This is a genomic window from Nitrosococcus halophilus Nc 4, assembly GCF_000024725.1.
In the GTDB taxonomy this organism is placed as follows: domain Bacteria; phylum Pseudomonadota; class Gammaproteobacteria; order Nitrosococcales; family Nitrosococcaceae; genus Nitrosococcus; species Nitrosococcus halophilus.
In genome coordinates this window covers 302,568-326,214 of the sequence record NC_013960.1, presented here as the reverse complement: position 1 = coordinate 326,214, position 23,647 = coordinate 302,568, and the positions used below count along the sequence as shown (strand labels likewise).

The following is a 23,647-nucleotide window of genomic DNA, read 5'->3' as shown; positions in this document are numbered from 1 at the left end:
CTTGGCATGACCCTTGAACTGCACGGGATCGGCGTCTCGCGAGGCATCGCTATCGGTAAAGTTCATATACTTTCCCGCGATCAGCCCGAGGTCAACGAATATTTCCTGCCCCTGAACCTTATCGAAAACGAGGTTCAACGGTACCAAGCAGCGCTCAGCACTGCCAAGGCGCAACTCCAGTCTATTCAGGAGCAAATTCCGGACAATATCCCCACCGATATCGCTTCTTTTATCAACACTCACCTGTTAATGCTCGAAGACAAGGCGTTGGCTATTGTGCCCATAGATCTCATCCAGAATCGGCACTGTAATGCCGAATGGGCACTCAAACTACAGCGTGACGCCCTGGCAAGCGTTTTCGATGAGATGGACGATCCTTATCTTCGCACCCGCAAAAATGATGTGGACCACGTCGTCAATCGCATTCTTCGGATCCTGACTAACCAAGAGAGCCCCCGCCATGAAGTCTCCGGGGGGCGGCTTAAGGGTTATATTTTGCTGGCCGACGACTTGACCCCTGCCGACATTGTCTTAATGCAGCAGCAGCAAATTAGCGGTTTTGTCACCGAGCATGGTGGGGCTAACTCCCACACCAGTATCCTCGCCCGCAGCTTGGGGATTCCAGCTATCGTCGGCCTCCGTGGGGCTCGCCGCTATGTCCAAGATGACGAATTGCTAATCATCGATGGCGAACAAGGAATCTTGCTCGCCGGGGTCGATGCTTTTCTTATCGAAAAATTTCGGGAAAAGCGGCTCGCTCAGCAGCGCCGCCTTGCCGCGCTGACGGCACTCAGGAGCCAACCTGCTATCACCCTCGAGGGGCAACCCATCACCCTCGAGGCTAATATTGAATTGCCAGAAGATTTGCCCCTCGTGGCCGATTCCGGTGCCGAGGGAATCGGCCTCTACCGCACTGAGTTTTTGTATATGAACCGCACCACCCCACCCGATGAGGAAGAGCAGTTAAGTGCCTACACCCGGGTAGTAGAAGCCCTTGGGGGAGCGCCAGTGACCATTCGCACCGTGGATTTGGGGGCTGACAAAACCGTGGATGGAGGCCGCCTCAATACCCCGGTGGCGACTAATCCTGCCCTAGGCCTGCGCGCCATTCGCCTGTGTCTGCGGGAACCTGGGCTATTCCGCCCCCAACTGCGGGCCATTCTCCGAACCTCGGCTCAGGCCCCCGTACGGTTGCTGCTACCGATGATCTGCACCTTACAAGAGCTGACCCAAGTGATGATGTTGTTAGAGGATTGCAAACGGGAACTTAAGCGCCAAGGACTGAAATATGACCCGGCATTGCCCGTAGGGGCCATGATTGAGGTTCCCGCCACCGCCATCTGCGCCGATATTTTTGCGCGCCACCTAGACTTCCTTTCCATTGGCACCAATGATCTTATCCAGTATACACTGGCCATCGACCGCATCGATGACGAGGTCAATTACCTCTACGATCCCTTACACCCAGCAGTATTGCAGCTCATTCATCACACTATCGTGGCCGGAGAAAAAACGGGCACAGCCATCTCCATGTGCGGCGAAATGGCAGGGGATCCCCGCTATACGCGGCTACTGTTGGCACTGGGGCTGAGAGATTTTAGTATGCATCCGGCCTCCTTGCTGGAAGTCAAACGGGTGATCACCGAAAGTAACCAACAAAAGCTTACGGAAGTCTCCCAACAGTTCTTAGAATGCTACGATCTCTCAGAGATGCAAGCCCTATTAGACCAAATCAACGAAGATCTGCCCAACTAATCCCTTCCAGGGGCGAACCCTCCTCAAGCTTCTTAACCTGCTTTTTCAACCCACCCCTTAAGCCACAGCAGTATCCAGTTCCCCCTCCCCCCTGTAGAATGGAGTTATTCCAAACCTATCCGCCAGTCCAACGCGAGGAGTCATCATGCTGCAACCCCTCTCCCCGGAAAGGAATAATGAACGCCTAAACGCCCTGGTAGCAGCACTTGAAAGCGGCCGGATGGTGCGCCTACGGCGACTACTCAGCAGCCTACATCCCGCTGAAGTTGCCCATTTACTGGAGTCATTACCTCCCCCAACCCGACATCTAGCCTGGCAGCTGGTGGGCGCCGGCCATCGAGGCGAAGTATTGAGCTATGTGGGCGATGAAGTGCGCTCCGATCTCATGAGCGACATTGCGGTAGAAGATTTGGCCTCCCTCATGGAAGACCTGGACCCCGATGATTTAGCCGACATCCTCCGGGATCTGCCGGAGACGGTGGTCGAGCAAGTCCTACAGACCATGGATGCTCAGAATAGGCGCCGCCTGGAAACGGTGCTCTCCTATCCGGAGGACACAGCGGGGGGGCTTATGAATACCGATACCATCACCATCCGGGGTGACATCACCCTGGACGTGGTTCACCGCTACCTGCGCCTTTTAGGAGCACTGCCAGAGGCCACGGACAGCTTGTTCGTGGTGGACCGAGACGATAATTACCAAGGGGTATTGTTGCTGACCACCTTACTCACCCGAAAACGGGAACTGACCGTCGCCGAAGTCATGTCCCACGGGGTGGAAAACATTCCGGTCTCCTTACCTACCGCCCAGGTCGCCCAGCGCTTTGAAAAACGGGACTTGATCTCCGCTCCTGTGGTGGATGAGGAGGGAAAACTGCTTGGCCGAATCACTATCGATGATGTGGTCGACGTGATTCGGGACGAAGCGGATCACTCTTTAATGAGTATGGCGGGCCTAACCGAGGATGAGGATACTTTTGCCCCTGTTCTTCTCAGCTTACGGCGCCGTTCCCTGTGGTTGGGGATCAATCTTATTACCGCCTTCCTCGCCGCCTGGGTCATTGGGCTATTTGAGGCGACCATCCAAAAGCAAGTCGCCCTGGCGGTCTTAATGCCCATCGTCGCCAGCATGGGGGGAATTGCCGGCAGTCAAACACTCACCTTGGTAATCCGGGCCATGGCCCTAGGCCAGCTCAGCCAAAGCAACACCCGCTGGCTATTGAGCAAGGAGCTAACCTTAGGCGTCCTTAACGGTCTCCTCTGGGCACTGGTGATCGGAATAGTCGCTGCGACCTGGTTTAAAGGGGCTGAACTGGGTATTCTGATTGGGGCCGCTATCATCATCAATTTGATTTTCGCCGCCCTTTCGGGGGTCGTCGTTCCCCTCTTCCTACGACGGATAGGCGCTGATCCAGCTCTAGCCGGCGGTGTTCTCCTCACCACCATCACCGATGTCGTGGGCTTTATGGCCTTCCTAGGGTTTGCGACCCTTTACTTGATTTGATTCCTCTCGCCGGATGGAGAGGCTTTGAAAGAAAAGCCCGCTCCCGAAGGAGCGGGAAAAACTTAATTTATAGCCTGTTAAATGGGAACCGCTATAAAATTTAGGTAGAGTGACAGTGATGAAAACGCTTTGTCATCACAGCTATCGGCAACAATAGCTCGGACTTGAATTCCCCTAAAACAGAACTGATGTTTACCGGCTTTCCTCTAGATAGTCTTATCCGACCCAGCGAATCTTGAGCTCCTTGGCCTCTTCCAGACCTAAAGTGGCTGCAATTTGATGCCGGGTTTCCCGGGCTAAAGTATCCCGACTCTGTCCCTGCCAGGAGAGGGGTTCGTGAAATGCCGTAAGTAACGGCGATTGATATTGGCGCTGCGCAACAGCACAAAAACATCAGCCACATTAAATGCCCGATCCAGGCAAGGTTCTCCACAAATTTCCGCCCCTAGCCGCAAATAGCCCTTAAGCAAGGTAGGCACCACGGCTCCTGGCCGGGAGGCGGTATCCGTGCGAGGCAAGGGCAACCGAGGCACGACCCGCAGGTGGGGGGGGCTGAGATACTTTTCCCGCAACTGGTCAAAGACGGACAACGCCTCGGCGCCCCCCGCGGACATAGGAATACTGGCACAACCTATGAGGTGATCAACACCATTCATGGTCATAAAACGGGCTAGTCCCGACCATAACAACATAATCGTAGCTCCATTCCGGTAATCGGGATGGATGCAGGTCCGGCCCACCTCCATAAAGCGCCCTGGCAGAGCCAATATCTGCTCTAGTTCGAACTCCGTTTCAGAATAAAACCCGCCGGCGTTGACGGCCTGCCAGTCGGTCAAAATCCGATAACAACCCACCACTTCGCCAGTGCCGGTATCACGGACAAGCAAATGCTGGCAAAAATCATCGAAGTAGTCTCGATCCAAACCAAATTCTGGGCTATCAAGGCGCGCCCCCATCTCTTTCGCAAAGATCCGATAGCGTAACCGCTGTGCTTCTCGAACTTCACAACGATTTTTTGCCAAAGATAAACTTAGGCGGGAAGTCCGAGTGCGAGTGAAGACCTCCCTTGGGCTATGGGCAAGTTCCATGGTTTCACCTTCTCAACAGAAGCCAATGGATTGCAGCATGCCTCACGCCCATGACAGCGCCGTAACAATTTAATGAAATTTATTTGACAGTCCCACTGCTTCCCTGCTTCCACTTCCTCTATAGCTCTTCCATTGAAATCAACCCTAAGCATCTCGGCAAAAATTTTGAGTGGCTCAAGCCCCCCTCCCCACCGATCAGTGGGGTGCACTGTGCCCACGAAGAGGTTCAAGCTTTAGTAATATGGGCAAGATCGGCCCGAATGGCCTCTACCGACCGCTTAAATTGGGCCTGTTCCTCTTCAGTCAGGGACAATTCCACAATACGCTCTAGGCCATCCTCCCCCAAGACGCTGGGAACCCCCATCGCCACTTCATCTTCACCGTACTCTCCTTGCAGGATCGCCACACAGGGCAGGATACGCTTACGGTTATGGCGAATCGCATCCACCATCGCCGCAATGGAGGCCGCAGGCGCGTCATAGGCACTGCTGGTTTGCCGAAGGCGGAGAATTTCAAATCCCCCATGCCGAGTGCGCTCGATGATTTTTTCAATGGTTTGCTGGTCGAGAAAATGGGTCAGGGGTATCCCATTGATAGTCGTGTAGCGAATAAGCGGCAACATGGTATCCCCATGTCCCCCAAGCACCATCGCCGAGATATCCTTGACCGACAAATTAGTCTCTGCGGAGATAAAGCTTGCCATTCGGGCTGAGTCCAACACCCCCGCTTGCCCGAAAACCCGGGTCCGATTCCAACCACAGTGACGCCAGGCATGATAGGTCAACACATCCACCGGATTGGTCACCATCATCACCAAGGATTGGGGGGCAAAACGCATCACCTGATTCATGATGTCGGTAATGATAGGGAGATTAGAATCCAGGACATCGGAACGGGACATTCCAGGTTTTCTGGGCTTACCCGCGGTAATGACGACCAAATCCGAGTCCGCGATGAGCTCATAGTCAGTGGAACCCGTTACCCGGGTATCAAAATTAAACAAGGGCGCCGACTGCTGAATATCCAGCGCCCCCCCCTGGGCAACCCCTTCCTGGACATCCAGGAGCACCAGTTCCCGGCAAAGCTCGTTTTTGGCCAGAAACTGAGCCGTTGCCTCACCTACCCGGCCTGCGCCCACAATGGTGATTTTTCTTATCGCCATGATCCAATCCTCCATTTTGGCTGTTGCAAATTAGATAACAGTGTAGTTGCTGAAGAATGCCCCGTCCGGTCAAATCTTGACCTACCCCAAGGGATTTGTATTGATACAATATCCCCTCTTTAATAATAAAGGTGCCGATCTGCCAACCCTTCAATTCTATGACAAGTATCTCGGCAAAAACTGTGAGAAGAATGCGGTCGGTTGCACGCTGCTCAACCGCCCTGACGAGCCGACAAGTCGCGTGCGCTAGGCGCACGAAGAGACTTATTCAAGCTTCAATCCATCCCACCCACCGATCACGGGACCTCTAGGTAAAAGATGTCAACAGAAACCCCGGCTCCACCCTACTGGCGTCTCTCCGGCTTTTACCTGTTCTACTTTGCGACTTTAGGCGCACTGCTCCCCTACTGGAGTCTCTACCTTCAGTCCCTGGGATTTACCCCCCAGAAAATCGGGGAATTGATGGCCTTGCTGATGGCCACTCGAATTTTGGCCCCTAACGTTTGGGCCTATATCGCCGACCATAGCGGCAAGCGCATGATCATCGTCCGTATCGCTTCCTTACTGGCCGTCCTGGCCTTTAGCGCCGTGTACTTAAATCACAGCTATTGGGCCCTAGCAGGGGTGATGGTGACCTTTAGCTTCTTTTGGAACGGGACCTTAGCCCAGGTTGAAGTGACTACCTTAACCCACCTAGGAAAGAAAACCCATCATTACAGCCGAGTCCGCCTTTGGGGTTCCATCGGTTTCATTCTCACTGCGGCCCTCCTCGGCTCCCTCTTGGACCACGCCGGCATGGATCTTTTGCCCGCCGTCATCCTGACCCTGATGGCCGGCATTTGGGTGATGAGCCTCACGGTGCCAGAAAGCAATACCCCTCACCACCCCCCCCACCACGGGCCACTGTGGCGCGTCTTGCAAAAACCAGAAGTGTTGACCTTTTTCGTGGCGGCTTTCCTGATGCAAGCCAGCCATGGCCCCTATTACACTTTTTACACCATTTATATGGAGGGATACGGTTACAGCCGCGGCCTCATCGGCAGCTTATGGGCCATCGGAGTCATTGCCGAGGTGGGATTGTTTCTTGGCATGCACCGCTTGCTGCCCGCCCTGGGAGCCCGCTGGATGCTGCTAGGAAGCTTGCTGCTGGCCAGCCTCCGCTGGTTACTGCTGGGACTCTACCCTTCCCTGTTACCCTTGATGGTCTTTGCGCAGCTTCTGCATGCGGCCACTTTCGGCGCTTTTCACGCCGCCGCCATCGATTGGGTCCATCGCCACTTTACCGGTCCTCACCAAGGCCGAGGTCAAGCCCTTTACAGCAGCCTCGGCTTTGGCGCGGGAGGGGCCTTTGGCAGCTTCTACAGCGGCCATCTCTGGACCCTGGAGCCTAAAGGCGCCTATCTGGCCGCCGCCCTGATCGGAATCACCGCCTTTTGTCTGGCCTATCCCACCATCGACCGCCCATCAAAATAATCAAACTTATTGTATTTGTATATAATATATAAGATATATTAAGCAAGAGAGGAAACATGCCGATGCAAAAAGTTTTATTTTCCCTACCTGATGATTTAGTCACTCGAATGAGAGCTAGCATCCCTTCTAAACAGCGAAGCAAGGTCATCGCTTGCTTGCTGGAGCAGGAAATTCAAAAGCGGGAACAAGCCCTTTATGAGTGCGCCTTGAAAGTCGAAGCAGATGAGACCCTAAAAGAAGAAATGAAGGACTGGGAAGCCACCCAGGGCGATGGAATAGAAAATGAATCGTGGTGAGGTCTATTGGGTTAATCTTGACCCTACCCAGGGATCAGAGATCCGCAAGCAACGTCCTTGTGTGCTAGTAGGCGCCACCCCCATTAATAAAGCTCGGCGCACAGTCATAGTCGTACCCCTTTCCACCTCCGCCAAGCCCAACCCCCCACTCACCATCCCCATACAGTGCCTAAACCGCCAAATTGTAGCAGTCTGCGACCAAATTCGCGCCATAGATAAGACTCGACTGCTAAAGTCCGCAGGCCGCTTATCAAAAGAAGACATGAAGGCCATCAATGAGGGATTAAGACAAGTTCTAGTACTTTAAAAAAAATCGTGAAAAGATGGGATCTGCTGAAAAAGCTTGAAGAAATGAGTTGCTCTTTATTCGCCATGGTAGAAAACATGGTTGGTATCAAAACCCAAAGACAAAAATATCTCAACCTGTTCCAAGGCATCTATGATTACAAGAGAATACATACGAACCACAGGAGCATTGAAAATGAAGGAAGGTGTGTTTACTGTCCGTATAGACCCTGAGAAGCAGAAACAGCTTGACGCCATTGCGCAGCAGCTTGACCGTTCCCGGAACTATGTTGTCAATCAAGCCATCGAGGAGTTTCTGGACACCCACGCTTGGCAGGTGGAGCACATCCGGGCCGGACTGGACGCCGCCGAGCAGGGCGCGTTTGCTACTGACGAAGAGATGGAAGCAATTTTCAACCGCTACCGTCCGGAAGAAGGAACCCCGGAGAGATGAGGGTCAAATGGACCCGGCCAGCCAGTACCGATCTGAAGCACTTGCAGTACCATATTGCACAGGATAATCCTCACGCCGCTTTTCGTGTTGCCAGCCTCATCCGTGAGCAGACTGGCAGACTATCTGAGCATCCTTATTCTGGCAGGCCGGGCAGAGTGGAGGGTACGCGGGAACTGGTGGTATCAGGGACGCCTTATGTGGTAGCGTACCGGATCAGGGAAGGCAATGTTGACATTCTAGCCGTGATCCATGGTGCCCGGAAATGGCCAGAAGCCTTCGAGTAGGTCATCTCTGTCCAGAGCATCTAGGCATTATTTCACCCCGGTATCCCTTACTCCTCGAAAAAGCGTGCGCTGTGCGCACGAAGAGGCTGGCCCCTATCCTACCATTGACCGTCCACTACCTGTTCAGCAATTTCGGTGCTCCACCGACGCAGCTTTTCATCCAGTCACTCAGCCAGAATATCCATTAGGACAATTTAAAGTTTGCTAGCGAGGAGACGAAGTTACTGAAAGTCAGCCTGCCGTTTGACATTCCAATGAATGATTTCCAAACAAATGGTGTAAATGGAGATGACAAGCCCCACAATCTTCGGTTCCTCTGCCCTAATTGTAACTCACAACAAAAAACACATGGTGGAGGAAATCGTGATCGCGTAACTCAAGAGGAAAATTCATTCGTCATAAATCATCACCACGGAAATAAGGAAAAGGGACAATGGAGCTTGATGAAGCCAGAGAAATATTGAATGCTCTTGCAAATGGCGTAGATCCGGTGACTGGTGAGGTTCTACCGGAAACGAGCCCATACAACGAGCCGAAGGTCATAAGGGCACTTTTCACAGTACTAAATTCTCTGAAGGGCAAAAGACAGCCAAAAAAGACACTTGAAGAAAAACAGCAGGAAAACATCGCGGCTGGACGTCCAAGGAACGCGGGGTTGCCTTGGACGGATGATCTAAAAGGGGAACTTGCAGAGAAATTCCAGAGTGGTGTGGCTTTGGATGAGTTAGCTCGGTACTTTGAGCGCACAAGGGGAGCAATTTTATCCGAATTGGCGAAACAAGGGTTTATTGAGCAGGCAGAAGTCGATGAGTTGGGGGGTGTACAAATAACTGTGTAACTGGTGATCTGTAATTAACAACAAGGAGAAAGCACTGATGACCAGTATTGAAAAAAAGACCGATGAGTTGCTGGATGAACTTCTGAAGGAGTGCAATAGCCCGAAAGAGGTTCTGGGCGAGCATGGGTTATTGAAGCAGCTGAGCAAGCGCTTGGTGGAGCGGGTTTTGGAGGCTGAGCTGACTGAGCACCTAGGGTACGCGCCCCATGCTCAGGAAGGTCGGGGCAGTGGCAACAGCCGCAACGGCAAGAGCAAGAAGCGGGTTCAGAGCGAGGCGGGGCAATAATAAAGGAGCCAATAAAGGACACCCATATTTTGTTGCCCTTCCTGTTTTGATCCGCTAGACTTCCACCATGACACAAGCGCGCTCTCTTCAAATCAGCCTTGTCGATACTCCGTACTACCACTGCGTCGCCCGTTGTGTGCGCCGTGCATTCCTGTGCGGCGTCGATGACTTCTCCGGTCGCAACTACGAACACCGCCGCCAATGGATTGTCGACAAACTCAAGCGCTTATCGTCCATATTCGCTATCGACATCTGCGCCTATGCCGTGATGAGCAATCACTACCATGTCGTATTGCGGGTCGATGAAGACACGGCGGGGCACTGGGAAGACGCCGACGTTATTGAACGCTGGACCACTTTGTTCAGCACACCGGTGTTGATCCAGCGCTACCTGAAAGGTGAAACCACCACCGCCGCCGAGATCACCAAAGTCGGCGAGATCGTCGCGCTGTGGCGCGAACGGCTGACGGATATCAGTTGGTTTATGCGCTGTTTGAATGAATCCATCGCGCGGAGGGCCAACAAGGAAGACGGCTGTAAAGGCCGGTTCTGGGAGGGACGGTTTCGCTCGCAGGCCTTGCTTGATGACAGCGCGGTGCTGGCCTGTATGGCCTACGTCGACTTGAATCCGATCCGCGCCGGTCTAGCCGATTGCCCGGAAAACAGTGACTTTACCTCGATACAAGCGCGCTTGCGCCAGTATGCCGATACGCTCAAGCCAGAAGAACCGGACACGGCCGATCCGGTCACCGAGCAACCGCTCGATCTACTGCCTTTTATCGGCGGCGCACATCTCGACGCGCCGAGCGGTATCGCCTTTGCACTGCCGGATTACCTGCAACTGGTCGATTGGACCGGCCGGGCGGTGCGTGAGGACAAGCACGGTGCAATTCCCGCCGATGTGCAACCGATCTTTCATCGCTTGGGGTTGAACGAATCGCAATGGCTAGAGACCGTGCAACATTTCGGGCAACGTTATCGCCTGGCGGCCGGTGCAGCCGAACGCTTGCAGACGATGGGACAGCGTCTGGGCCGGTGCTGGCTGCAGGGTGTGGGCTTTAGTCGCCGATCCTATCGACCGGCTGCTGTACCCGGCTAGACGAGCGATGGCTACCACTGCCCTTGAAAAGACAAGAAAAGGGACTCACGGGTAATATCTTATCCGTTAAGCGCACCGAATGAAAAAGGGGTCAGGTCTTGTCAAGTGCTTTTTTTTTGGAAAGGTGTTAGCTGAAGAATGGCTCTCCCAGGAATTGGGTAAGCAGCCCATAATATTAGAGACGATATTCGATGGGCCAATCTCAATCCTATTCGAGTACATATACAAATCGCTCAAATCGAACCCACGCTTTTGAGCAGGATGAGATCGATTTCGCGCTGCTCAACCGCCACCATGAGCCAACAAGTAGCGGGCGCTGTACGCACGAAGAGGCTAGCCTATCTCCCTATTGAGCACCCCCAAGATAAACCGGCGCCAATCAGGCAGCGCGCTCGGTCGGCGGGGCCAAGGAAGGCAGGATAGGAGCCCTACGGCACAGGGGTTTGGTGAACAACATTTGAACATCGCCGGTGGCCCGCTCCAAAAAGCCCCCTTCGCAATAACACAAATAAAATTCCCACATACGGATAAAAGTCTCGGAGTAACCCAGCGCCTGCACCTGGGCCAAGTTGGCCAAAAAGTTCTCCCGCCAGTATCGCAAGGTAGTGGCGTAGTGGGGCCCTATTTCTTCCAAATGAAATAGGCGCATATCCGTAACTCTAGCCACCGAATCGGTCATGACCGCCACTGACGGGATGCAGCTGCCGGGGAAAATATAGCGCTGAATAAAGTCCACTGAACGGCTGAATTCAGCAAAGCGCTGATCGGCAATAGTAATGGCCTGCAACAGCATGAGGCCCTCCGGTTTCAGCAACTGGCTGCACTTTTGAAAAAAAGCATCAAAGTAGGCCTGTCCTACCGCCTCAATCATTTCAATGGAAACCAACTTATCATACTGACCGGTAAGGTCCCGATAGTCTTGTTGCAGCACCCTGATCCGATCCTCCAAGCCTGCTTCCCGCACCCGCTGGCAGGCGAACTGGTACTGCTGCTCCGAAATTGTGGTAGTGGTCACGCGGCAGCCATAGTGGCGGGCTGCGTGCAGGGCAAGGCTCCCCCAGCCGGTACCAATTTCCAGCAGGTGATCCTGGGGGGTAAGCACCAATTTCTTGCAAATGCGATCGAGCTTAGCCATGGATGCCTGCTCAAGACTCATCTGGGGGTGCTCAAAAACGGCGCAGGAATACATCAGGGTTTTATCCAGAAATAAGGCGAATAGCGCATTGCCCAGGTCGTAATGGGCGGCAATGTTACGCCGGCTTCCCTTCTGAGTATTGCGGTGAACCCAGTGAAAGAGCTTGTGAAGCGGCGCACTCAACCGGGCCAGGCCCGTTTCCATGCCCTCAAGCACTGCTTGGTTGCGCAACAAAATACGCACCGCGCTGGTAAGATCATTGCAGCTCCAATAGCCTTGCATATAGGCTTCTCCTGCCCCAATGCTGCCCCCAAAAGCCAATTCCCTGTAGAAACGGGGATCATGAACGGTCACCGTGGCCCGGAGGGGAAAGTGCCGGGATCGCCTTCCAAAGGTATGAATCTGGTCCTTTTCCTTAACCACCAGTTGACCCTGGCGCAATCCAGCCAAACGGGAGAGGACGGCCTTGCGGGCTCCCCGTTCCAACCAACCTAGGGGCTGGGACCTATAATAGCTGGGAGTTTCCTTGGGAAAATATTTGGTGCTCATAAGGGTTTCTCCGGATTGGTCGCCGCTCTTTTTCCAGGATGGGAATAGAAAGGGCTTTTTTTCAGCCACAGGCCGAGGGCCTGGTAATAGATAGCGGTGATCACCCTGATGGTCATCACCGGATATTGCATTAAAACTCTGCTTAAGCTTCGATGGTCGATTTCCCGGCGCTGCAAAGCCAAGGTGGCATCAAAAATTGGTAGTGCTGCATATTGAGTGATTATGCGCTATATTTATATTATGTATGTATAGATTTCTCAAGGAGATAGCCATGAACTGTCCCCGATGCGGTGGTACTCATATTGTCAAAAATGGGAGTAATGGGGTCGGGACACCCAAATTTTTATGCAAAGTCTGCGGTCGGCAATTCGTGGAGGACCCCAAGAATTGCTCCATTACTCAAGAGACGAAAGAGCTGATTGATAAATTGCTCTTAGAGAGAATTCCGCTGGCAGGGATTGTCCGAGTCACGGGCGTTTCAGAGCGCTGGTTGCAATATTATGTGAACGATAAATATGCGCATACACCGCGGCGAGTGGAGATAAAAAAAAGTCCAGAGCTCGTTTAACCCTTGAGTGCGATGAGCTTTGGTCGTTTGTCGCCAGAAAGGGCAATAAACAATGGGTGTGGTTAGCGTTCGATAGGGACACCCAAGAAGTTGTGGGGGTTTATATCGGCGATCGGAGTCAAACAGGGGCACAAGGATTATGGCAGTCCTTACCCGCCGTTTATCGGCAGCGGGCCGTAAGTTACACCGATTTTTGGGAAGCCTATGAGGCTATCTTCCCAGGGCCACGCCATCGCAGCGTGGGCAAAGAAACGGGACAAACAAGCCACATTGAACGCTTTAATTGTACGCTCAGACAGCGTGTTTCGCGTTTAGTCAGAAAAGCACTCTCTTTCTCCAAGAAATTAGAAAACCATGTCGGCGCTATTTGGTATTTTGTCCACCATTATAATGCGACCCTTTGCCCAACAACCCGATCCTGATTATCACTCATAATGCAGGACTACCCAAAAATTTTATGCCCCGCCTTCCAGTTTTCCATGTGGACCGCCAAGCGCGGGCCCGGCGTGGTGAAATGCCAGCGATAACGGATTTCCAGGGGCATAAAGGGGGAGACATGGAAGCACTTGCTAAACTCAAAGCGCAGGTGTCCAAAATTGCCGGGAGAGTCCCGGACCTCAAGCGCGTAGCTGTATTGCTCCCCCCAAGGGGTGTTGTTGATCTCAGCGACAATGGCTTCCAGTTGACTCCCATCGGGGGCGAAGCAGTAATAGAAGCTCACGGGATTAAAGCCATAACCCCAGTAACGCAGGTGGGTAAGCAAGCGGATGGGACCCTTGGGACGGTGACCGGTTTGTTGCTGCACCCCATCCCGCACCGCCTCAGCCAAGGGCAAACGTGCACCCCCCAGGTGGTCCCGGCGGCGAAACCAGGCCAGTGCCGGACGTCGGCTGGACCATAACCAATAGGGGTCGAACAGCTCCGGCAACTCGTCCAGATCCAGATACATTTGAAACAGGCGATATTGAAATTGATGCTCCACTGGCTGGAAGCGCCGGTGCCTAACTTGCCCGAGGTAAATGCAGCTGTGCATGGCTAGTCCGCTCCATGAAATGTTGCAAGGCGGTCAGGGCACTGACCACGCCATCCTCATGAAACCCAGAGCGCCAATAAGCCCCGCAAAAATAGGTGCGCTGGCGCCCATTGATTTCCCCATGGCGCTGCTGAGCACTGAGCAGCCACCCCGCCGGGGGTATAGACGGGATGGTGGTAACGCATCCGCCGTAAAATACGCTCAGGCGCAATGGCATCCGTATAGTTGAGGGTGACGCAAAGGGGGCTGGGAGCCGGCAGGCTTTGGAGAATGTTCATATTGTAGGTCACCGCCACCCGGCCCCGGTTCTGGCGTAAAATGTGATAGTTCCAGGCGGCCCAAGCCAGCCGCTGGCGGGGGAGCACGGCAGCGTCGGTATGGAGTACCGCCTCGTTTTCCTGGTAGGGAATGGCCCTGAGGATCTCCCGCTCCAAGGGACTAGCATCGGCCAATAAGGCTAGGGCCTGATCGCTATGGCAAGCAAGGAACACCTGCTCGAAATGGTCGATATGCCCCCCCGCAGTGGTGATCTTGACAGAACCCGGATAACGACGAATGGAGACCACCGGCGTCTTAAGACGGATACGGTCCCGGAAGGGGGCGGTAAGCCGCTCCACATAGCGCTGGGAACCGCCCTTGATCACATACCATTGGGGGCGATGGTTGACGCTCAGCATGCCGTGGTTGTGAAAGAAACGCACAAAAAAGTGGGCTGGGAAGGCATGCATTTGAACCGGGTCCGCCGACCAAATCGCCGCCCCCATGGGGATGATGTAGTGCTCGATAAAGGGCTGGCTATACCCCTGCTCCGCCAAATACTGCCCCAGGGACAGATGGTCATCCCCTACCTCAAGCAACTGCAGCGCCTCCCGGTTAAAACGGAGAATATCCCGGATCATGCGATAGAAGGCGGGACGCAGCAGATTGCGCCGCTGGGCAAACAGAGTGTTCAAGGTAGTGCCGTTATACTCCAGCCCGGTCCGCTCACACTTGACGCTAAAGCTCATGGGGCTGGGTTGAAACTCGACTCCTAAAGTTTTTAACAGGCGGATAAAGTGGGGATAGGTCCATTCATTAAACACAATGAAACCGGTATCCACGGCGTAAGGGCGCCCATCGAGCTCAATATCATGGGTATGGGTATGCCCGCCCACATAGTCATTGGCTTCAAACACGGTAATGTCGTGTTCCTGGGAGAGGTAATAGGCGGCCACGTTGCCGGCAATACCTGTCCCAATGACCGCGATCTTCATAAATGCCTACCTCCCTGCCTTAAGTACCTATGAATAAAATATGAGCTGTTTTAGGAGCGAGCCGTGCCTGACCAACCGCCACGGCTTTTGGCCGGCAATTGCTTCAAATCCCAGATCAATCCAGTGGCGGCCAGCAGGCGCAGAAAGTAATAAGTAAAATCAATTTCCCACCACCGGAATCCCTGCCGAACCGCGCCGGGAAAATAATGATGGTTGTTGTGCCACCCTTCACCGAAGGTCAGCAGGGCCAGCCAGAAGTTATTGCGGCTGTTATCCGAAGTAGCGTAACGCCGGCTTCCAAAACGATGGGCCAAGGAATTGATGGTAAAGGTGGCGTGATAAAGCACAACGGTGGAAATCCCAAAGCCCCACACCAATAACTGGAGACCATTAGTGCCAAGTTCCGGGGTCATTGCTCCCAATCCCTCCCCCACTCCATAGAGGGAAAGGGCCAGAAGGGCTGGCACCAGGGCATCGAAGCGATCCAGGAAACGCAGTTCAGGATAGCGCACCAGATCCGGAACGGCTTTCAACTTGGGGGGAAAATTGGCCCTAGAGAGAAACCATCCCATGTGGCTCCACCAAAATCCCTCCTGGAGCGGGGAGTGGCTATCCTGCTTTTGATCCGCATAGCGGTGATGGTGGCGATGGTGGGACGCCCACCACAGGGGGCCCCGCTGCACCGCGGAGGCTCCCAAAAGGGCAAACACAAACTGGGCTCCCCGGGAAGTCTTGAAGGCCCGGTGGGAAAAATAGCGGTGATAAAAGGCCGTTACCGCCAACATACGAATCCCATATAAGGCTACCGCCACGGCGATTGCCGTGGGGCTCCACCCCACCCACAGCACCCCCAAGCAGGACAAATGCAAAAGCAAAAACGGCAGGACCCGAATCCCATCAATCCGGGTCCCATCGCCCTCCTGCAAACCCGTGGTGAGGCTGCTATCAAACCAACGAAGTAGAGACCACCAGCGCCGCTGACGAACCGGCCGAAACCGGGCAACTTCGTAGCGGGAAGCTAAAATATCCTGTTTCCTGTCAGACATGGGATTGATTTCCATAGCCGTCTCGGGAGTCATTGCCCAGTGTTTTGGGGGGATCTCGGCGGAGCCAAACGGGGTGGCCGAGGGAAAAAAGCCGGGGTGCGCCAGATATAGTCCCGGTAAGGGGGACGGCGCTCACTGATGTCTTTTTCCAACAACGTCACCCCGGAGACTTTAAGCAGCAGGACCGACATCAGTAAGGGTGAGGCAATGGCCCACCAGGCGCCCGCCGACAAGGCCAACAAGTAAAAACCCCACCAGAGGCAAAATTCTCCAAAATAATTAGGATGGCGGCTGTAATGCCATAACCCTTGGTCCAAAACCCGGCCCCGGTTTTCAGGCTGGGCCTTGAAACGGGCCAACTGATAATCGGCGCCCACTTCGAAAAACATGCCCAGGAGCCAAAGGCCCATGCCTAAGAAATCCAAACCGCTAAGGGGGGCGCTGGAGGCAAGCGCCCCGAGCAGCGGCAGAGAAACGATCCAGGCCAATAGGGCCTGCAAACCGAATACCAGATAAAGGCTCTTAAAGGCAAAATGGGGCTGATGGTGACGGCGGAGGGCCTGATAGCGATGGTCTTCCGGCTCGCCCCAACGACGCCAAAGAATGTAGCCTGAAAGCCGAACGGCCCAAAGACTGACCAGTATCAAGACAATGACACCCCGCCCACTAAGGGCCTCCTGCCACCAGGCGTAGGTCAAGGCCGACGACAATACTTACATCGCCCTTAAACAGGCTTAAAAACCAAGTGCCCAAGGCCAGCAGCGCCATGACCGCAAGACCGCGGAGATAAAGGTCCCACTCAAACATGATGGATACTCCCTTTAGCGTGGGGTCCGTAGGCCAGCCCCGCCGCGCCTTGGCCAATGCCATCAAAGCGCATGGAGAACCGCGCCAACAGGGGCAGCAACACCGCCCATCCCACAGCCAGTACTGACAAGGCTTGCATGAGCTCCGGCATCGCTACCCCGCCAAGTCGAGAGGCAGCGTAATAGGCAGGGGGCCAGCTAGGGCTCCACTTGCGGTGGCAAGCCACCAGCGACCCTTGAGCCAACGCAGGCTCACATTGAGAGTGCAGGCGAACAGCATCCACAGAGCGATGATCCAATGGGGAGCCATGCCTACCATGAAAGTGCCGGAGGGATAATGGAGCCAGCCCATGGTAACCAAGAAGCTGTCCCAAACCGTGCCGATGACACCCGCTAGCAGAATCAGGCGCAACTCCCGACGTGGCGCTCGGGTCATGGCCACATGGAGTCCAACAAAAATAGCGGCTAGGGTAGTGCCCAACCAGGGCAGTTGGTAGGCACCCCCTAGCACGCAAGCAAGCCACCCTACTTGGAAGGCAAACAAATTAATGAGGACTGCCATGGGAAATCGGTCTCTCGGTCACTTACTTCGCCGGGCGATCAAAAAGGTAATGACTCACCCACCACTGCTGTCCCTGCTCATAGCCAAACAACTCGGCGCAGGCCATGAAAAATATCCGCCACCGCATCCACCACTGGTGGCTAGCCTCTTGGCCGTACACCTCTGCCAGAATAGGCAGCAATAAATCCTTATGGGTCTCCATGTTGTCCAGCCAGGCGTTGGCGGTCCGTTCGTAGTGGCGACCATCCCAACGCCAGTGCTTGATACAGCGAAGGTGCTCTTGGAAGTGCAAGGGCAGGTCGTCACTGGGCATCATGCCACCGGAGAAGAAATAGCGGCCCATCCAATCGCTCGGCCCCTGGTCTTCAAAGGCATAGGGCACATCCCGATGACAGAAAATATGCATGAAAAACTTTCCCGATGGTTTCAGCCAATGGTGAATCCGGGCCAATAACCACCGGTAATTCCGCATGTGCTCAAACATCTCCACCGAAACGATGCGATCGAAACGCTCCTGGGTGGAAAAGTCATTCATATCCGCGGTGATGATCTCCAAATTGGAAAGGCCAAATTGCTCGGCTCGCTGCCGGATATAGTGGCTTTGGGAGTGGGAATTGGAGACCGCAGTGATGGTGCTACGGGGATAAAGGGCCGCCATCCAGAGGCTCAAGGCCCCCCAACCACAGCCCAATTCCAAAATCCGCAGGCCATCTTCCAGTTGGGCCCGCTCACAGGTGATAGTAAGCGCAGCGGCTTCCGCTTCCCCTAAGGTCCGAACGCCTTCATCCCAGTAACAGCAGCTATATTTGAGATGCTGGCCCAAGACATATTCAAAAAAGGCGGGAGGTACTTCATAGTGCTGCTCGTTGGCTTTCTCCGGCAGAGCCGCAATGGGACCTTTATTCATTTGCTCGATAAAAGCCCGCTTCGTATCGGCTACCGCCTCACAATCATCCGCCTGAATCTCCCCTAGGCGTTTTCGCAGAAGACCGCGAATACCGTAGCGGATAAAGACATCCGGGATTCGGGCCTGCTCAGTTAAATTGATAGCAATGGTCGTCGCTATGGAAGCCAATTTCTTCCCCTCACAAGGAGGCAAACCGTGGGATCCGTAGAGGTTATCGCTTGAGGATAGGTGATAGGGTGTCTGGCGTTGGTTGCTCATGGGTGACCTCCGTGGCCTTAGATGCTCCAAGTGGCATCCCCCTGCTTAAATTATACAAATATTATACAAAGTTACTATTAATATTCCCCATAAAAATATAGTATTTGATAAATACAGTCTTATTTAGTGGGTAATCAGGCAATAATACTTTACAAAAACTTAACTAATTATGGATATGAGACCAGTTATTTTGTATAAGGTTTCGGGAGGGTATAGGAATTTTCGATCTTGTGTTGACCCCCTTTGGGATTAGGGGTGAGAGTAGAGCTAGATAGCCCTTATCGTGCCAAAAAGAGCCCCAACCCCTAGACAAGTAACGTGCCCTGTGGGCATAAAGAGGCTGTAAGGAAAGTTCCGGCCCTGAAAAACCCTACTATCGGATTTTGCCGGTAGCGGGCAACCTTTAAAGAGGCTAGCCTAACAGTCAAGCAGCTAGACTATCTCGAACACAGCCGCTCTTGGCGAGCGAAAGGAGGACCGACCATGATCCAAAAACTGCATCATAACGCTTACCGCTGTCGCGACTCGGAAGAGACGCGGAGCTTCTATGAAGACTTCTTAGGCCTGCCCCTTGCCGGCGCGCTTGAGATCAAGGAGACTAAGAGCGGTCGCAAAACCCATGCCTTGCATACCTTTTACGAACTCGATGACGGCTCCTATCTTGCCTTCTTCGAGGCACCGGACAGACCCTTCGAGTTCAAACCCCAGCATGATTTCGACCTTCACATTGCGCTTGAGGTCGATACTGCCGCTTTGCATGAGATGTTCGCTAAGGGAAAGGCACAGGGCATCGAGACCCGTGGGGTTGTGGACCATGGATTTGTTCATTCCATCTACTTCCGGGATCCTAATGGTTATGTGATCGAGCTAACAGCAAAGACGCCCGAGCATGATCGGATGATGGATCCGGCGACCAACGGAGCGCGTGCTATTCTCGACCAATGGCAAGCTGAAAAATCCCAGGGGTGAGCCGCTAAAGGACTGTTAGAATACCCCTTTTTAAATAGTAAGGTAATCCGCATCAATGAAGACCAAACCATTACCACTTTGGAGTTGGATTTTTATCGTCACCATTCTTTGGATAGGGTTTGTGCTTGCCATTAGCTTCATGGAAGCCCCCATTAAATTTCAAGCGCCTTCATTGACACTACCGGTGGCTCTTGAAATTGGCTATCTTGTGTTTCATGCCCTCAATTTTGTGGAAATTACATGTGCAGCGTTAATCATCGCAGCCACCTATTTTGGCCAACCTTCCCGGAAAACCACCCTTTTTGCCGCTGGCGTTGTGGCCCTGCTGATCATTCAAACCCTCCTTCTTTTTACCAAGTTGGACGCAAGAACACTGGCCATCATCAACGGCCAGGAAGTTTCCTCCGCGCCCTACCATATCGTGTATATGGGGATAGAAGTCATCAAATTACTGGGTTTGGTGGTTTTGGCGTTTAATCAGCTCCATGACTTTAAGTCATTGGCCCTAAAGCTTAGCGGACAAAATTTGGAAAGTCCCCGTCATGCCCGGTAACAAACGGGCCTTATCTTTATAATTCCCTATGATGGGAACCGGCTGAAACAATCAGCGTGGGGGCCGCCCTGCAAAGCCCAGCCCCCTGGGTTTATAGCGTTTCCCTGATAGTTAGGCTGAGAAGTTAAGGTCCTGGCAGGCCGTGTTTGCGTCCTATTTATTCGGGAAATGCGATAGTCTATGATTGTATGGGATGTGGTCATCATTGGTGGCGGCGCCGCTGGTTTGATGTGCGCCATCGAAGCAGGCAAGCGCCGACGACGGGTTTTGATCCTCGAGCACAGCAACCGGGTGGGCAAGAAGATCCTCATGTCCGGCGGCGGACGCTGCAATTTCACCAATCTCCACGTCACACCGGATAACTTCCTCTCCGCCAACCCCCATTTTTGCAAATCCGCACTGGCCCGTTACAGCCCCTGGGACTTTATGGCCCTGGTAGAGCGCCACGGCATTGCCTACCACGAGAAGGAATTGGGGCAGCTATTCTGTGACCAATCCTCAAAGCTGATCGTGAAAATGCTGGTAGCAGAATGCCAGCAAGCCGGCGTGCAAATTGACGTAGGTTGCAAAATCACTATGGTGCAGAAAACTGCCGCGGGTTTTGCATTGGAAACCAGCCTAGGTCCGATCCAGACAACAGCCTTGGTCGTGGCTAGCGGCGGTCTATCCATCCCCAAGATGGGCGCCACTGGCTTTGGTTATGAACTCGCCAAACGTTTTGGGCACCGTATCCGAGCCACTCGCCCGGCCTTGGTTCCGCTGACCTTAAACGGAGAGACCCTGGCACAGTATCGGGATTTAAGTGGTATTGGGTTATTGGTCGAGGCCAGTTGCCATAACCGGTGTTTTCCCGGTGGCCTGTTGTTTACCCACCGGGGGATTAGCGGCCCAGCTATCTTGCAGATTTCTTCCTACTGGCAACCCTCTGATGAACTCCAGGTCAATTTATTACCGGGGATAGAGGTCTCGGCATGGCTAACAGATCGGCAACACAACCGCCCCGATGCCGAACTGAGGACGGTGCTTACCGAAAAACTGCCCAAGCGGTTGGCCCAACGCCTCTGCGAACTGGCGTTTGACAACCTGCCGCTGCGCCAATACCCTCCCCAGGAATTACAGGCAATGGCCAAACAACTCCAGCACTGGCGTTTCCACCCCCAGGGGACTGAGGGCTACCGCACCGCCGAGGTCACCCTAGGTGGCGTTAATACCGATGAACTTTCTTCGGCGACAATGGCTTCCAAAAAAGTGCCGGGTTTGTATTTCATTGGGGAAGTGGTGGATGTGACCGGCCACCTGGGTGGATTTAATTTTCAATGGGCCTGGGCATCGGGTCATGCTGCCGGGCAGGTGGTTTGAGGAATGATTGCAACGGGTTCTTCAAGAATATTTGGTCTGTTGAAATAACAGCCGCATATACAAATACAAAAATCAATCATAGCCCTTTATGGGGAGCACCAACAATTGAACAGATGCAAAAAGGCGAAAAGTTTAACAGCATCAGCCATCTGGTGGGGGCAATAGCCGCAACTGTAGGTTCTGTGGTGTTGGTGGTGCTGGCAGCGCGCCAGAGCGATCCATGGAAGATTGTGAGCTTCAGTATCTATGGCGTGACCTTATGTTCGCTGTACATCGCTTCCACCCTTTACCATAGTTCCCTGGGGAAGACTCGACGCTTCTTCCGCAAACTCGATCATCATACTATTTACCTATTGATCGCAGGGACCTACACCCCTTTCACTTTAGTTACGCTACGCGGCCCTTGGGGCTGGTCGTTATTTGGTATCATCTGGGGCCTTGCTATTCTTGGGATTGTGCTAGATTCTCTGCCAAACGAAGGGCGTAGAATACTCCCCGTCGTCATTTATCTCCTCATGGGCTGGCTTGCCCTCATCGCCCTAGATCCGCTAATGCAGGCTTTGCCATGGGCGGGCTTTATTTGGCTCTTGGCGGGCGGGTTATTCTACACAATTGGCATTATTTTTTATGCCTTGGGGAATAAGCTAGACTATGCCCATGGCATCTGGCATCTATTTGTACTGGCGGGTAGTTTTACTCACTACTTTGCTATATTGCTTTATGTCGTTTAAGTTTAGTTTTTATTTTATCGATTCTTGATGTCTTTATAAAACGCCTTAAGAGACTCTAGCAACTTCTCTTTCTCTTCATCCGGGATGCTCTCATCCTTTAATTTCTTAGCGATAGTTTTGATTTCTTTTTTCTCCTCCGAGGTCATTTTCTGGAGTAAAATTTTGTTTTTCTGCTGTTCTTCTTCCGCCTTTTTTTTGGCAGTTTTCAGTATATCGCTCCATTCATCATCGGAGAGATCTTCCGGTTTTCTTCCCGATGAAAAAAGGGAAACACAGGTCCAGCCAATGGTTTCAGTCAATAAAACCGTGGTTGCCGCGTTGGCCCAATTGCCGACGCCTGGAAGCCAAAATAAAAGCTTGCCGGTGAGATAGGGTCCCGCATAGTAGGCAGCGCATTGGCCGATAATCTGCTTAGCAGCGACATCCTCAACCCCATAAATCTTTCCTAGGCGGCGGACCATATATAAGGTTAGCCCTGTCACCAACATCGTATCCCCTAAAGCGGTATTAGCAAGGGTAAAAGCAACCCCCCCATTGGCAACGGCGCTGGCGTGGATGAGCACTGCGGCTTCGTTGCTTTTCATCAGGGATACTCTAATTTTACGGGATTAAGATGTAGACGTTATACCAATCCCAATAAAAAACATTCTTTATTAACCATTACCCCCCCTCATCCTAATCTTCTCCCGCCAGGGGAGAAGGGATAAAAGAGCGTTAATTTCTGGGATGAGTATTATTCCATACTAATCATAGCCCACAACCTCCATCATTGCAGAGTGGCGATATCCAGAAATTAGAACCCTCATGTCCGGTCAAAATTCCAGAGGCTACTCTCCCAGTTCAGTTTGCCCGATTTCTTCTAATTTCTTTTGCAATTTCAATGTATCCAAGGAGTCAAAGGGCAGATTGACGAAAATTTTAATTCGGTTTTCCAACTCCCTAAAAGCCTGCCGGAAGGCCATCATGCGCTCCACTGGATCGCCCTCCACTGCCGCTGGATCAGGAACCCCCCAATGGGCGGTGATAGGCTGCCCCGGCCAAGTGGGGCATTGTTCAGCAGCGGCGTTGTCGCAAACAGTAAAGACAAAATCCATCGCCGGGGCACCAGGTTGTGCAAACTCATCCCAGCTCTTGCTGCGCAACGACTCCGTGGAATAATGTTGACGGCGCAACACTTCAAGAGCCAGAGGATGGACCTCCCCCTTAGGGTGACTGCCGGCACTGTATCCCCTAAATTTTCCCTGGCCCCAACGGTTGATGAGGCATTCTCCGATAATACTGCGCGCTGAGTTGCCTGTGCACAGGAAGAGTACATTAAAAACTTGATCAGCCATTCACTTTTCCTTTTCAGCCTAAATTTTGCTGGGTACGGCGCTAACACGCCTTAATTCTCT

28 protein-coding genes and 1 pseudogene are annotated in these 23,647 nt (G+C 53.1%); 15 read left to right on the top strand and 14 right to left on the bottom strand.

The annotated features are described in order from the left end of the window. The first annotated feature begins 6 nt into the window (after positions 1-6). Both ptsP and mgtE read left to right on the top strand, forming a co-directional pair. Complete coding sequence (gene ptsP / locus NHAL_RS01600; RefSeq protein WP_013031419.1) at positions 7-1,755, top strand: phosphoenolpyruvate--protein phosphotransferase; 1,749 nt, start codon at positions 7-9, stop codon at positions 1,753-1,755. Between the two features lie 145 nt (positions 1,756-1,900). Then, positions 1,901-3,259 (top strand): magnesium transporter, encoded by a 1,359-nt coding sequence (gene mgtE / locus NHAL_RS01595; RefSeq protein WP_013031418.1) that lies wholly within the window; start codon positions 1,901-1,903, stop codon positions 3,257-3,259. Positions 3,260-3,555: 296 nt separating this feature from the next. Here mgtE and NHAL_RS01590 read toward each other — a convergent pair whose 3' ends face one another. Both NHAL_RS01590 and mdh read right to left on the bottom strand, forming a co-directional pair. Further along, positions 3,556-4,347 carry a GNAT family N-acetyltransferase gene (locus NHAL_RS01590; protein WP_013031417.1) on the bottom strand — a complete coding sequence of 264 codons (792 nt, stop codon included), beginning with the start codon at positions 4,345-4,347 and terminating at the stop codon, positions 3,556-3,558. Between the two features lie 226 nt (positions 4,348-4,573). Beyond that, positions 4,574-5,509 (bottom strand): malate dehydrogenase, encoded by a 936-nt coding sequence (gene mdh / locus NHAL_RS01585; protein WP_013031416.1) that lies wholly within the window; start codon positions 5,507-5,509, stop codon positions 4,574-4,576. Between the two features lie 318 nt (positions 5,510-5,827). Between mdh and NHAL_RS01580 the strand changes: the two genes are divergently transcribed. From NHAL_RS01580 to NHAL_RS01545, 8 genes and pseudogenes are all read left to right on the top strand, one after another. Further along, positions 5,828-6,982 (top strand): MFS transporter, encoded by a 1,155-nt coding sequence (locus NHAL_RS01580; RefSeq protein ID WP_013031414.1) that lies wholly within the window; start codon positions 5,828-5,830, stop codon positions 6,980-6,982. A gap of 62 nt (positions 6,983-7,044) precedes the next feature. After that, positions 7,045-7,278, top strand: coding sequence for a hypothetical protein (locus tag NHAL_RS01575; protein WP_013031413.1), 234 nt, complete (start codon positions 7,045-7,047; stop codon positions 7,276-7,278). Next, the gene (locus NHAL_RS01570) at positions 7,265-7,585 is read left to right on the top strand and encodes a type II toxin-antitoxin system PemK/MazF family toxin (RefSeq protein ID WP_013031412.1); all 321 of its coding nucleotides are present in this window, start codon (positions 7,265-7,267) and stop codon (positions 7,583-7,585) included. Before NHAL_RS01575 ends, NHAL_RS01570 begins: the two co-directional genes overlap by 14 nt. 186 nt (positions 7,586-7,771) lie before the next feature. Further along, positions 7,772-8,017: a CopG family ribbon-helix-helix protein gene (locus tag NHAL_RS01565; RefSeq protein WP_203434349.1), complete on the top strand. Its 246-nt coding sequence runs from the start codon at positions 7,772-7,774 to the stop codon at positions 8,015-8,017. Next, the gene (locus NHAL_RS01560) at positions 8,014-8,301 is read left to right on the top strand and encodes a type II toxin-antitoxin system RelE/ParE family toxin (protein WP_013031410.1); all 288 of its coding nucleotides are present in this window, start codon (positions 8,014-8,016) and stop codon (positions 8,299-8,301) included. The genes NHAL_RS01565 and NHAL_RS01560 overlap by 4 nt, the downstream gene beginning before the upstream one ends. 433 nt (positions 8,302-8,734) lie before the next feature. Next, complete coding sequence (locus NHAL_RS01555) at positions 8,735-9,139, top strand: hypothetical protein (protein WP_013031409.1); 405 nt, start codon at positions 8,735-8,737, stop codon at positions 9,137-9,139. A gap of 37 nt (positions 9,140-9,176) precedes the next feature. After that, positions 9,177-9,422: pseudogene (locus tag NHAL_RS01550) on the top strand (transposase); the annotation flags it as partial. A gap of 70 nt (positions 9,423-9,492) precedes the next feature. Next, entirely contained in the window at positions 9,493-10,524 is a 1,032-nt protein-coding gene (locus NHAL_RS01545; RefSeq protein WP_013031407.1) for a transposase, read from the top strand. Positions 10,525-10,903: 379 nt separating this feature from the next. On the opposite strand, the gene NHAL_RS01540 is transcribed toward NHAL_RS01545, so the two are convergent. Then, positions 10,904-12,208, bottom strand: coding sequence for an SAM-dependent methyltransferase (locus NHAL_RS01540; protein WP_013031406.1), 1,305 nt, complete (start codon positions 12,206-12,208; stop codon positions 10,904-10,906). After that, a complete protein-coding gene (locus tag NHAL_RS20080) occupies positions 12,205-12,405 on the bottom strand; it encodes a DUF1365 family protein (protein WP_275261124.1) in 201 nt (66 codons plus the stop codon). The genes NHAL_RS01540 and NHAL_RS20080 overlap by 4 nt, the downstream gene beginning before the upstream one ends. 74 nt (positions 12,406-12,479) lie before the next feature. Here NHAL_RS20080 and NHAL_RS20075 point away from each other — a divergent pair. Beyond that, positions 12,480-13,198, top strand: a protein-coding gene (locus NHAL_RS20075) for an IS1 family transposase (protein ID WP_420804776.1) whose coding sequence is annotated in 2 segments (ribosomal slippage) — positions 12,480-12,750 and positions 12,750-13,198 — 720 coding nt in all. Because the reading frame shifts where the segments join, the coding sequence is not laid out codon by codon here. Between the two features lie 20 nt (positions 13,199-13,218). On the opposite strand, the gene NHAL_RS01525 is transcribed toward NHAL_RS20075, so the two are convergent. The 8 genes from NHAL_RS01525 to NHAL_RS01500 are packed head-to-tail and all read right to left on the bottom strand — an operon-like array spanning position 13,219 to position 18,641. Beyond that, the gene (locus NHAL_RS01525; RefSeq protein WP_013031404.1) at positions 13,219-13,809 is read right to left on the bottom strand and encodes a DUF1365 domain-containing protein; all 591 of its coding nucleotides are present in this window, start codon (positions 13,807-13,809) and stop codon (positions 13,219-13,221) included. Between the two features lie 56 nt (positions 13,810-13,865). Continuing rightward, positions 13,866-15,062 (bottom strand): NAD(P)/FAD-dependent oxidoreductase, encoded by a 1,197-nt coding sequence (locus NHAL_RS01520; protein ID WP_013031403.1) that lies wholly within the window; start codon positions 15,060-15,062, stop codon positions 13,866-13,868. Positions 15,063-15,112: 50 nt separating this feature from the next. Continuing rightward, positions 15,113-16,108: an acyl-CoA desaturase gene (locus NHAL_RS01515; protein ID WP_049780564.1), complete on the bottom strand. Its 996-nt coding sequence runs from the start codon at positions 16,106-16,108 to the stop codon at positions 15,113-15,115. Between the two features lie 29 nt (positions 16,109-16,137). Further along, positions 16,138-16,818: a DUF1295 domain-containing protein gene (locus NHAL_RS01510; RefSeq protein ID WP_238985412.1), complete on the bottom strand. Its 681-nt coding sequence runs from the start codon at positions 16,816-16,818 to the stop codon at positions 16,138-16,140. Beyond that, a complete protein-coding gene (locus NHAL_RS21715; protein WP_238985411.1) occupies positions 16,775-16,915 on the bottom strand; it encodes a hypothetical protein in 141 nt (46 codons plus the stop codon). Before NHAL_RS21715 ends, NHAL_RS01510 begins: the two co-directional genes overlap by 44 nt. Then, positions 16,908-17,066, bottom strand: coding sequence for a hypothetical protein (locus NHAL_RS21710; RefSeq protein WP_013031401.1), 159 nt, complete (start codon positions 17,064-17,066; stop codon positions 16,908-16,910). Before NHAL_RS21710 ends, NHAL_RS21715 begins: the two co-directional genes overlap by 8 nt. Positions 17,067-17,068: 2 nt before the next feature. Beyond that, positions 17,069-17,476 (bottom strand): DUF2878 domain-containing protein, encoded by a 408-nt coding sequence (locus NHAL_RS01505; RefSeq protein WP_013031400.1) that lies wholly within the window; start codon positions 17,474-17,476, stop codon positions 17,069-17,071. A 22-nt stretch (positions 17,477-17,498) separates the two neighbouring features. Beyond that, positions 17,499-18,641, bottom strand: a complete 1,143-nt coding sequence (locus NHAL_RS01500) for an SAM-dependent methyltransferase (protein WP_013031399.1) — start codon at positions 18,639-18,641, stop codon at positions 17,499-17,501. A 483-nt stretch (positions 18,642-19,124) separates the two neighbouring features. On the opposite strand from NHAL_RS01500, the gene NHAL_RS01495 reads away from it, so the two are divergent. The 4 genes from NHAL_RS01495 to trhA all read left to right on the top strand — a co-directional run bounded on the left by NHAL_RS01495 (position 19,125) and on the right by trhA (position 22,253). Beyond that, positions 19,125-19,610 carry a VOC family protein gene (locus tag NHAL_RS01495; RefSeq protein WP_013031398.1) on the top strand — a complete coding sequence of 162 codons (486 nt, stop codon included), beginning with the start codon at positions 19,125-19,127 and terminating at the stop codon, positions 19,608-19,610. A gap of 55 nt (positions 19,611-19,665) precedes the next feature. After that, positions 19,666-20,163: a hypothetical protein gene (locus NHAL_RS01490; protein ID WP_013031397.1), complete on the top strand. Its 498-nt coding sequence runs from the start codon at positions 19,666-19,668 to the stop codon at positions 20,161-20,163. Positions 20,164-20,343: 180 nt separating this feature from the next. Next, positions 20,344-21,522 (top strand): BaiN/RdsA family NAD(P)/FAD-dependent oxidoreductase, encoded by a 1,179-nt coding sequence (locus NHAL_RS01485; protein ID WP_013031396.1) that lies wholly within the window; start codon positions 20,344-20,346, stop codon positions 21,520-21,522. 113 nt (positions 21,523-21,635) lie between these two features. After that, complete coding sequence (trhA, locus tag NHAL_RS01480) at positions 21,636-22,253, top strand: PAQR family membrane homeostasis protein TrhA (RefSeq protein ID WP_013031395.1); 618 nt, start codon at positions 21,636-21,638, stop codon at positions 22,251-22,253. Between the two features lie 14 nt (positions 22,254-22,267). On the opposite strand, the gene NHAL_RS01475 is transcribed toward trhA, so the two are convergent. Together NHAL_RS01475 and NHAL_RS01470 are read right to left on the bottom strand one after the other, a co-directional pair. Then, positions 22,268-22,837, bottom strand: a complete 570-nt coding sequence (locus NHAL_RS01475; RefSeq protein WP_013031394.1) for a hypothetical protein — start codon at positions 22,835-22,837, stop codon at positions 22,268-22,270. A gap of 243 nt (positions 22,838-23,080) precedes the next feature. Then, entirely contained in the window at positions 23,081-23,587 is a 507-nt protein-coding gene (locus tag NHAL_RS01470) for an arsenate reductase ArsC (protein ID WP_013031393.1), read from the bottom strand. Positions 23,588-23,647 lie beyond the last annotated feature (60 nt).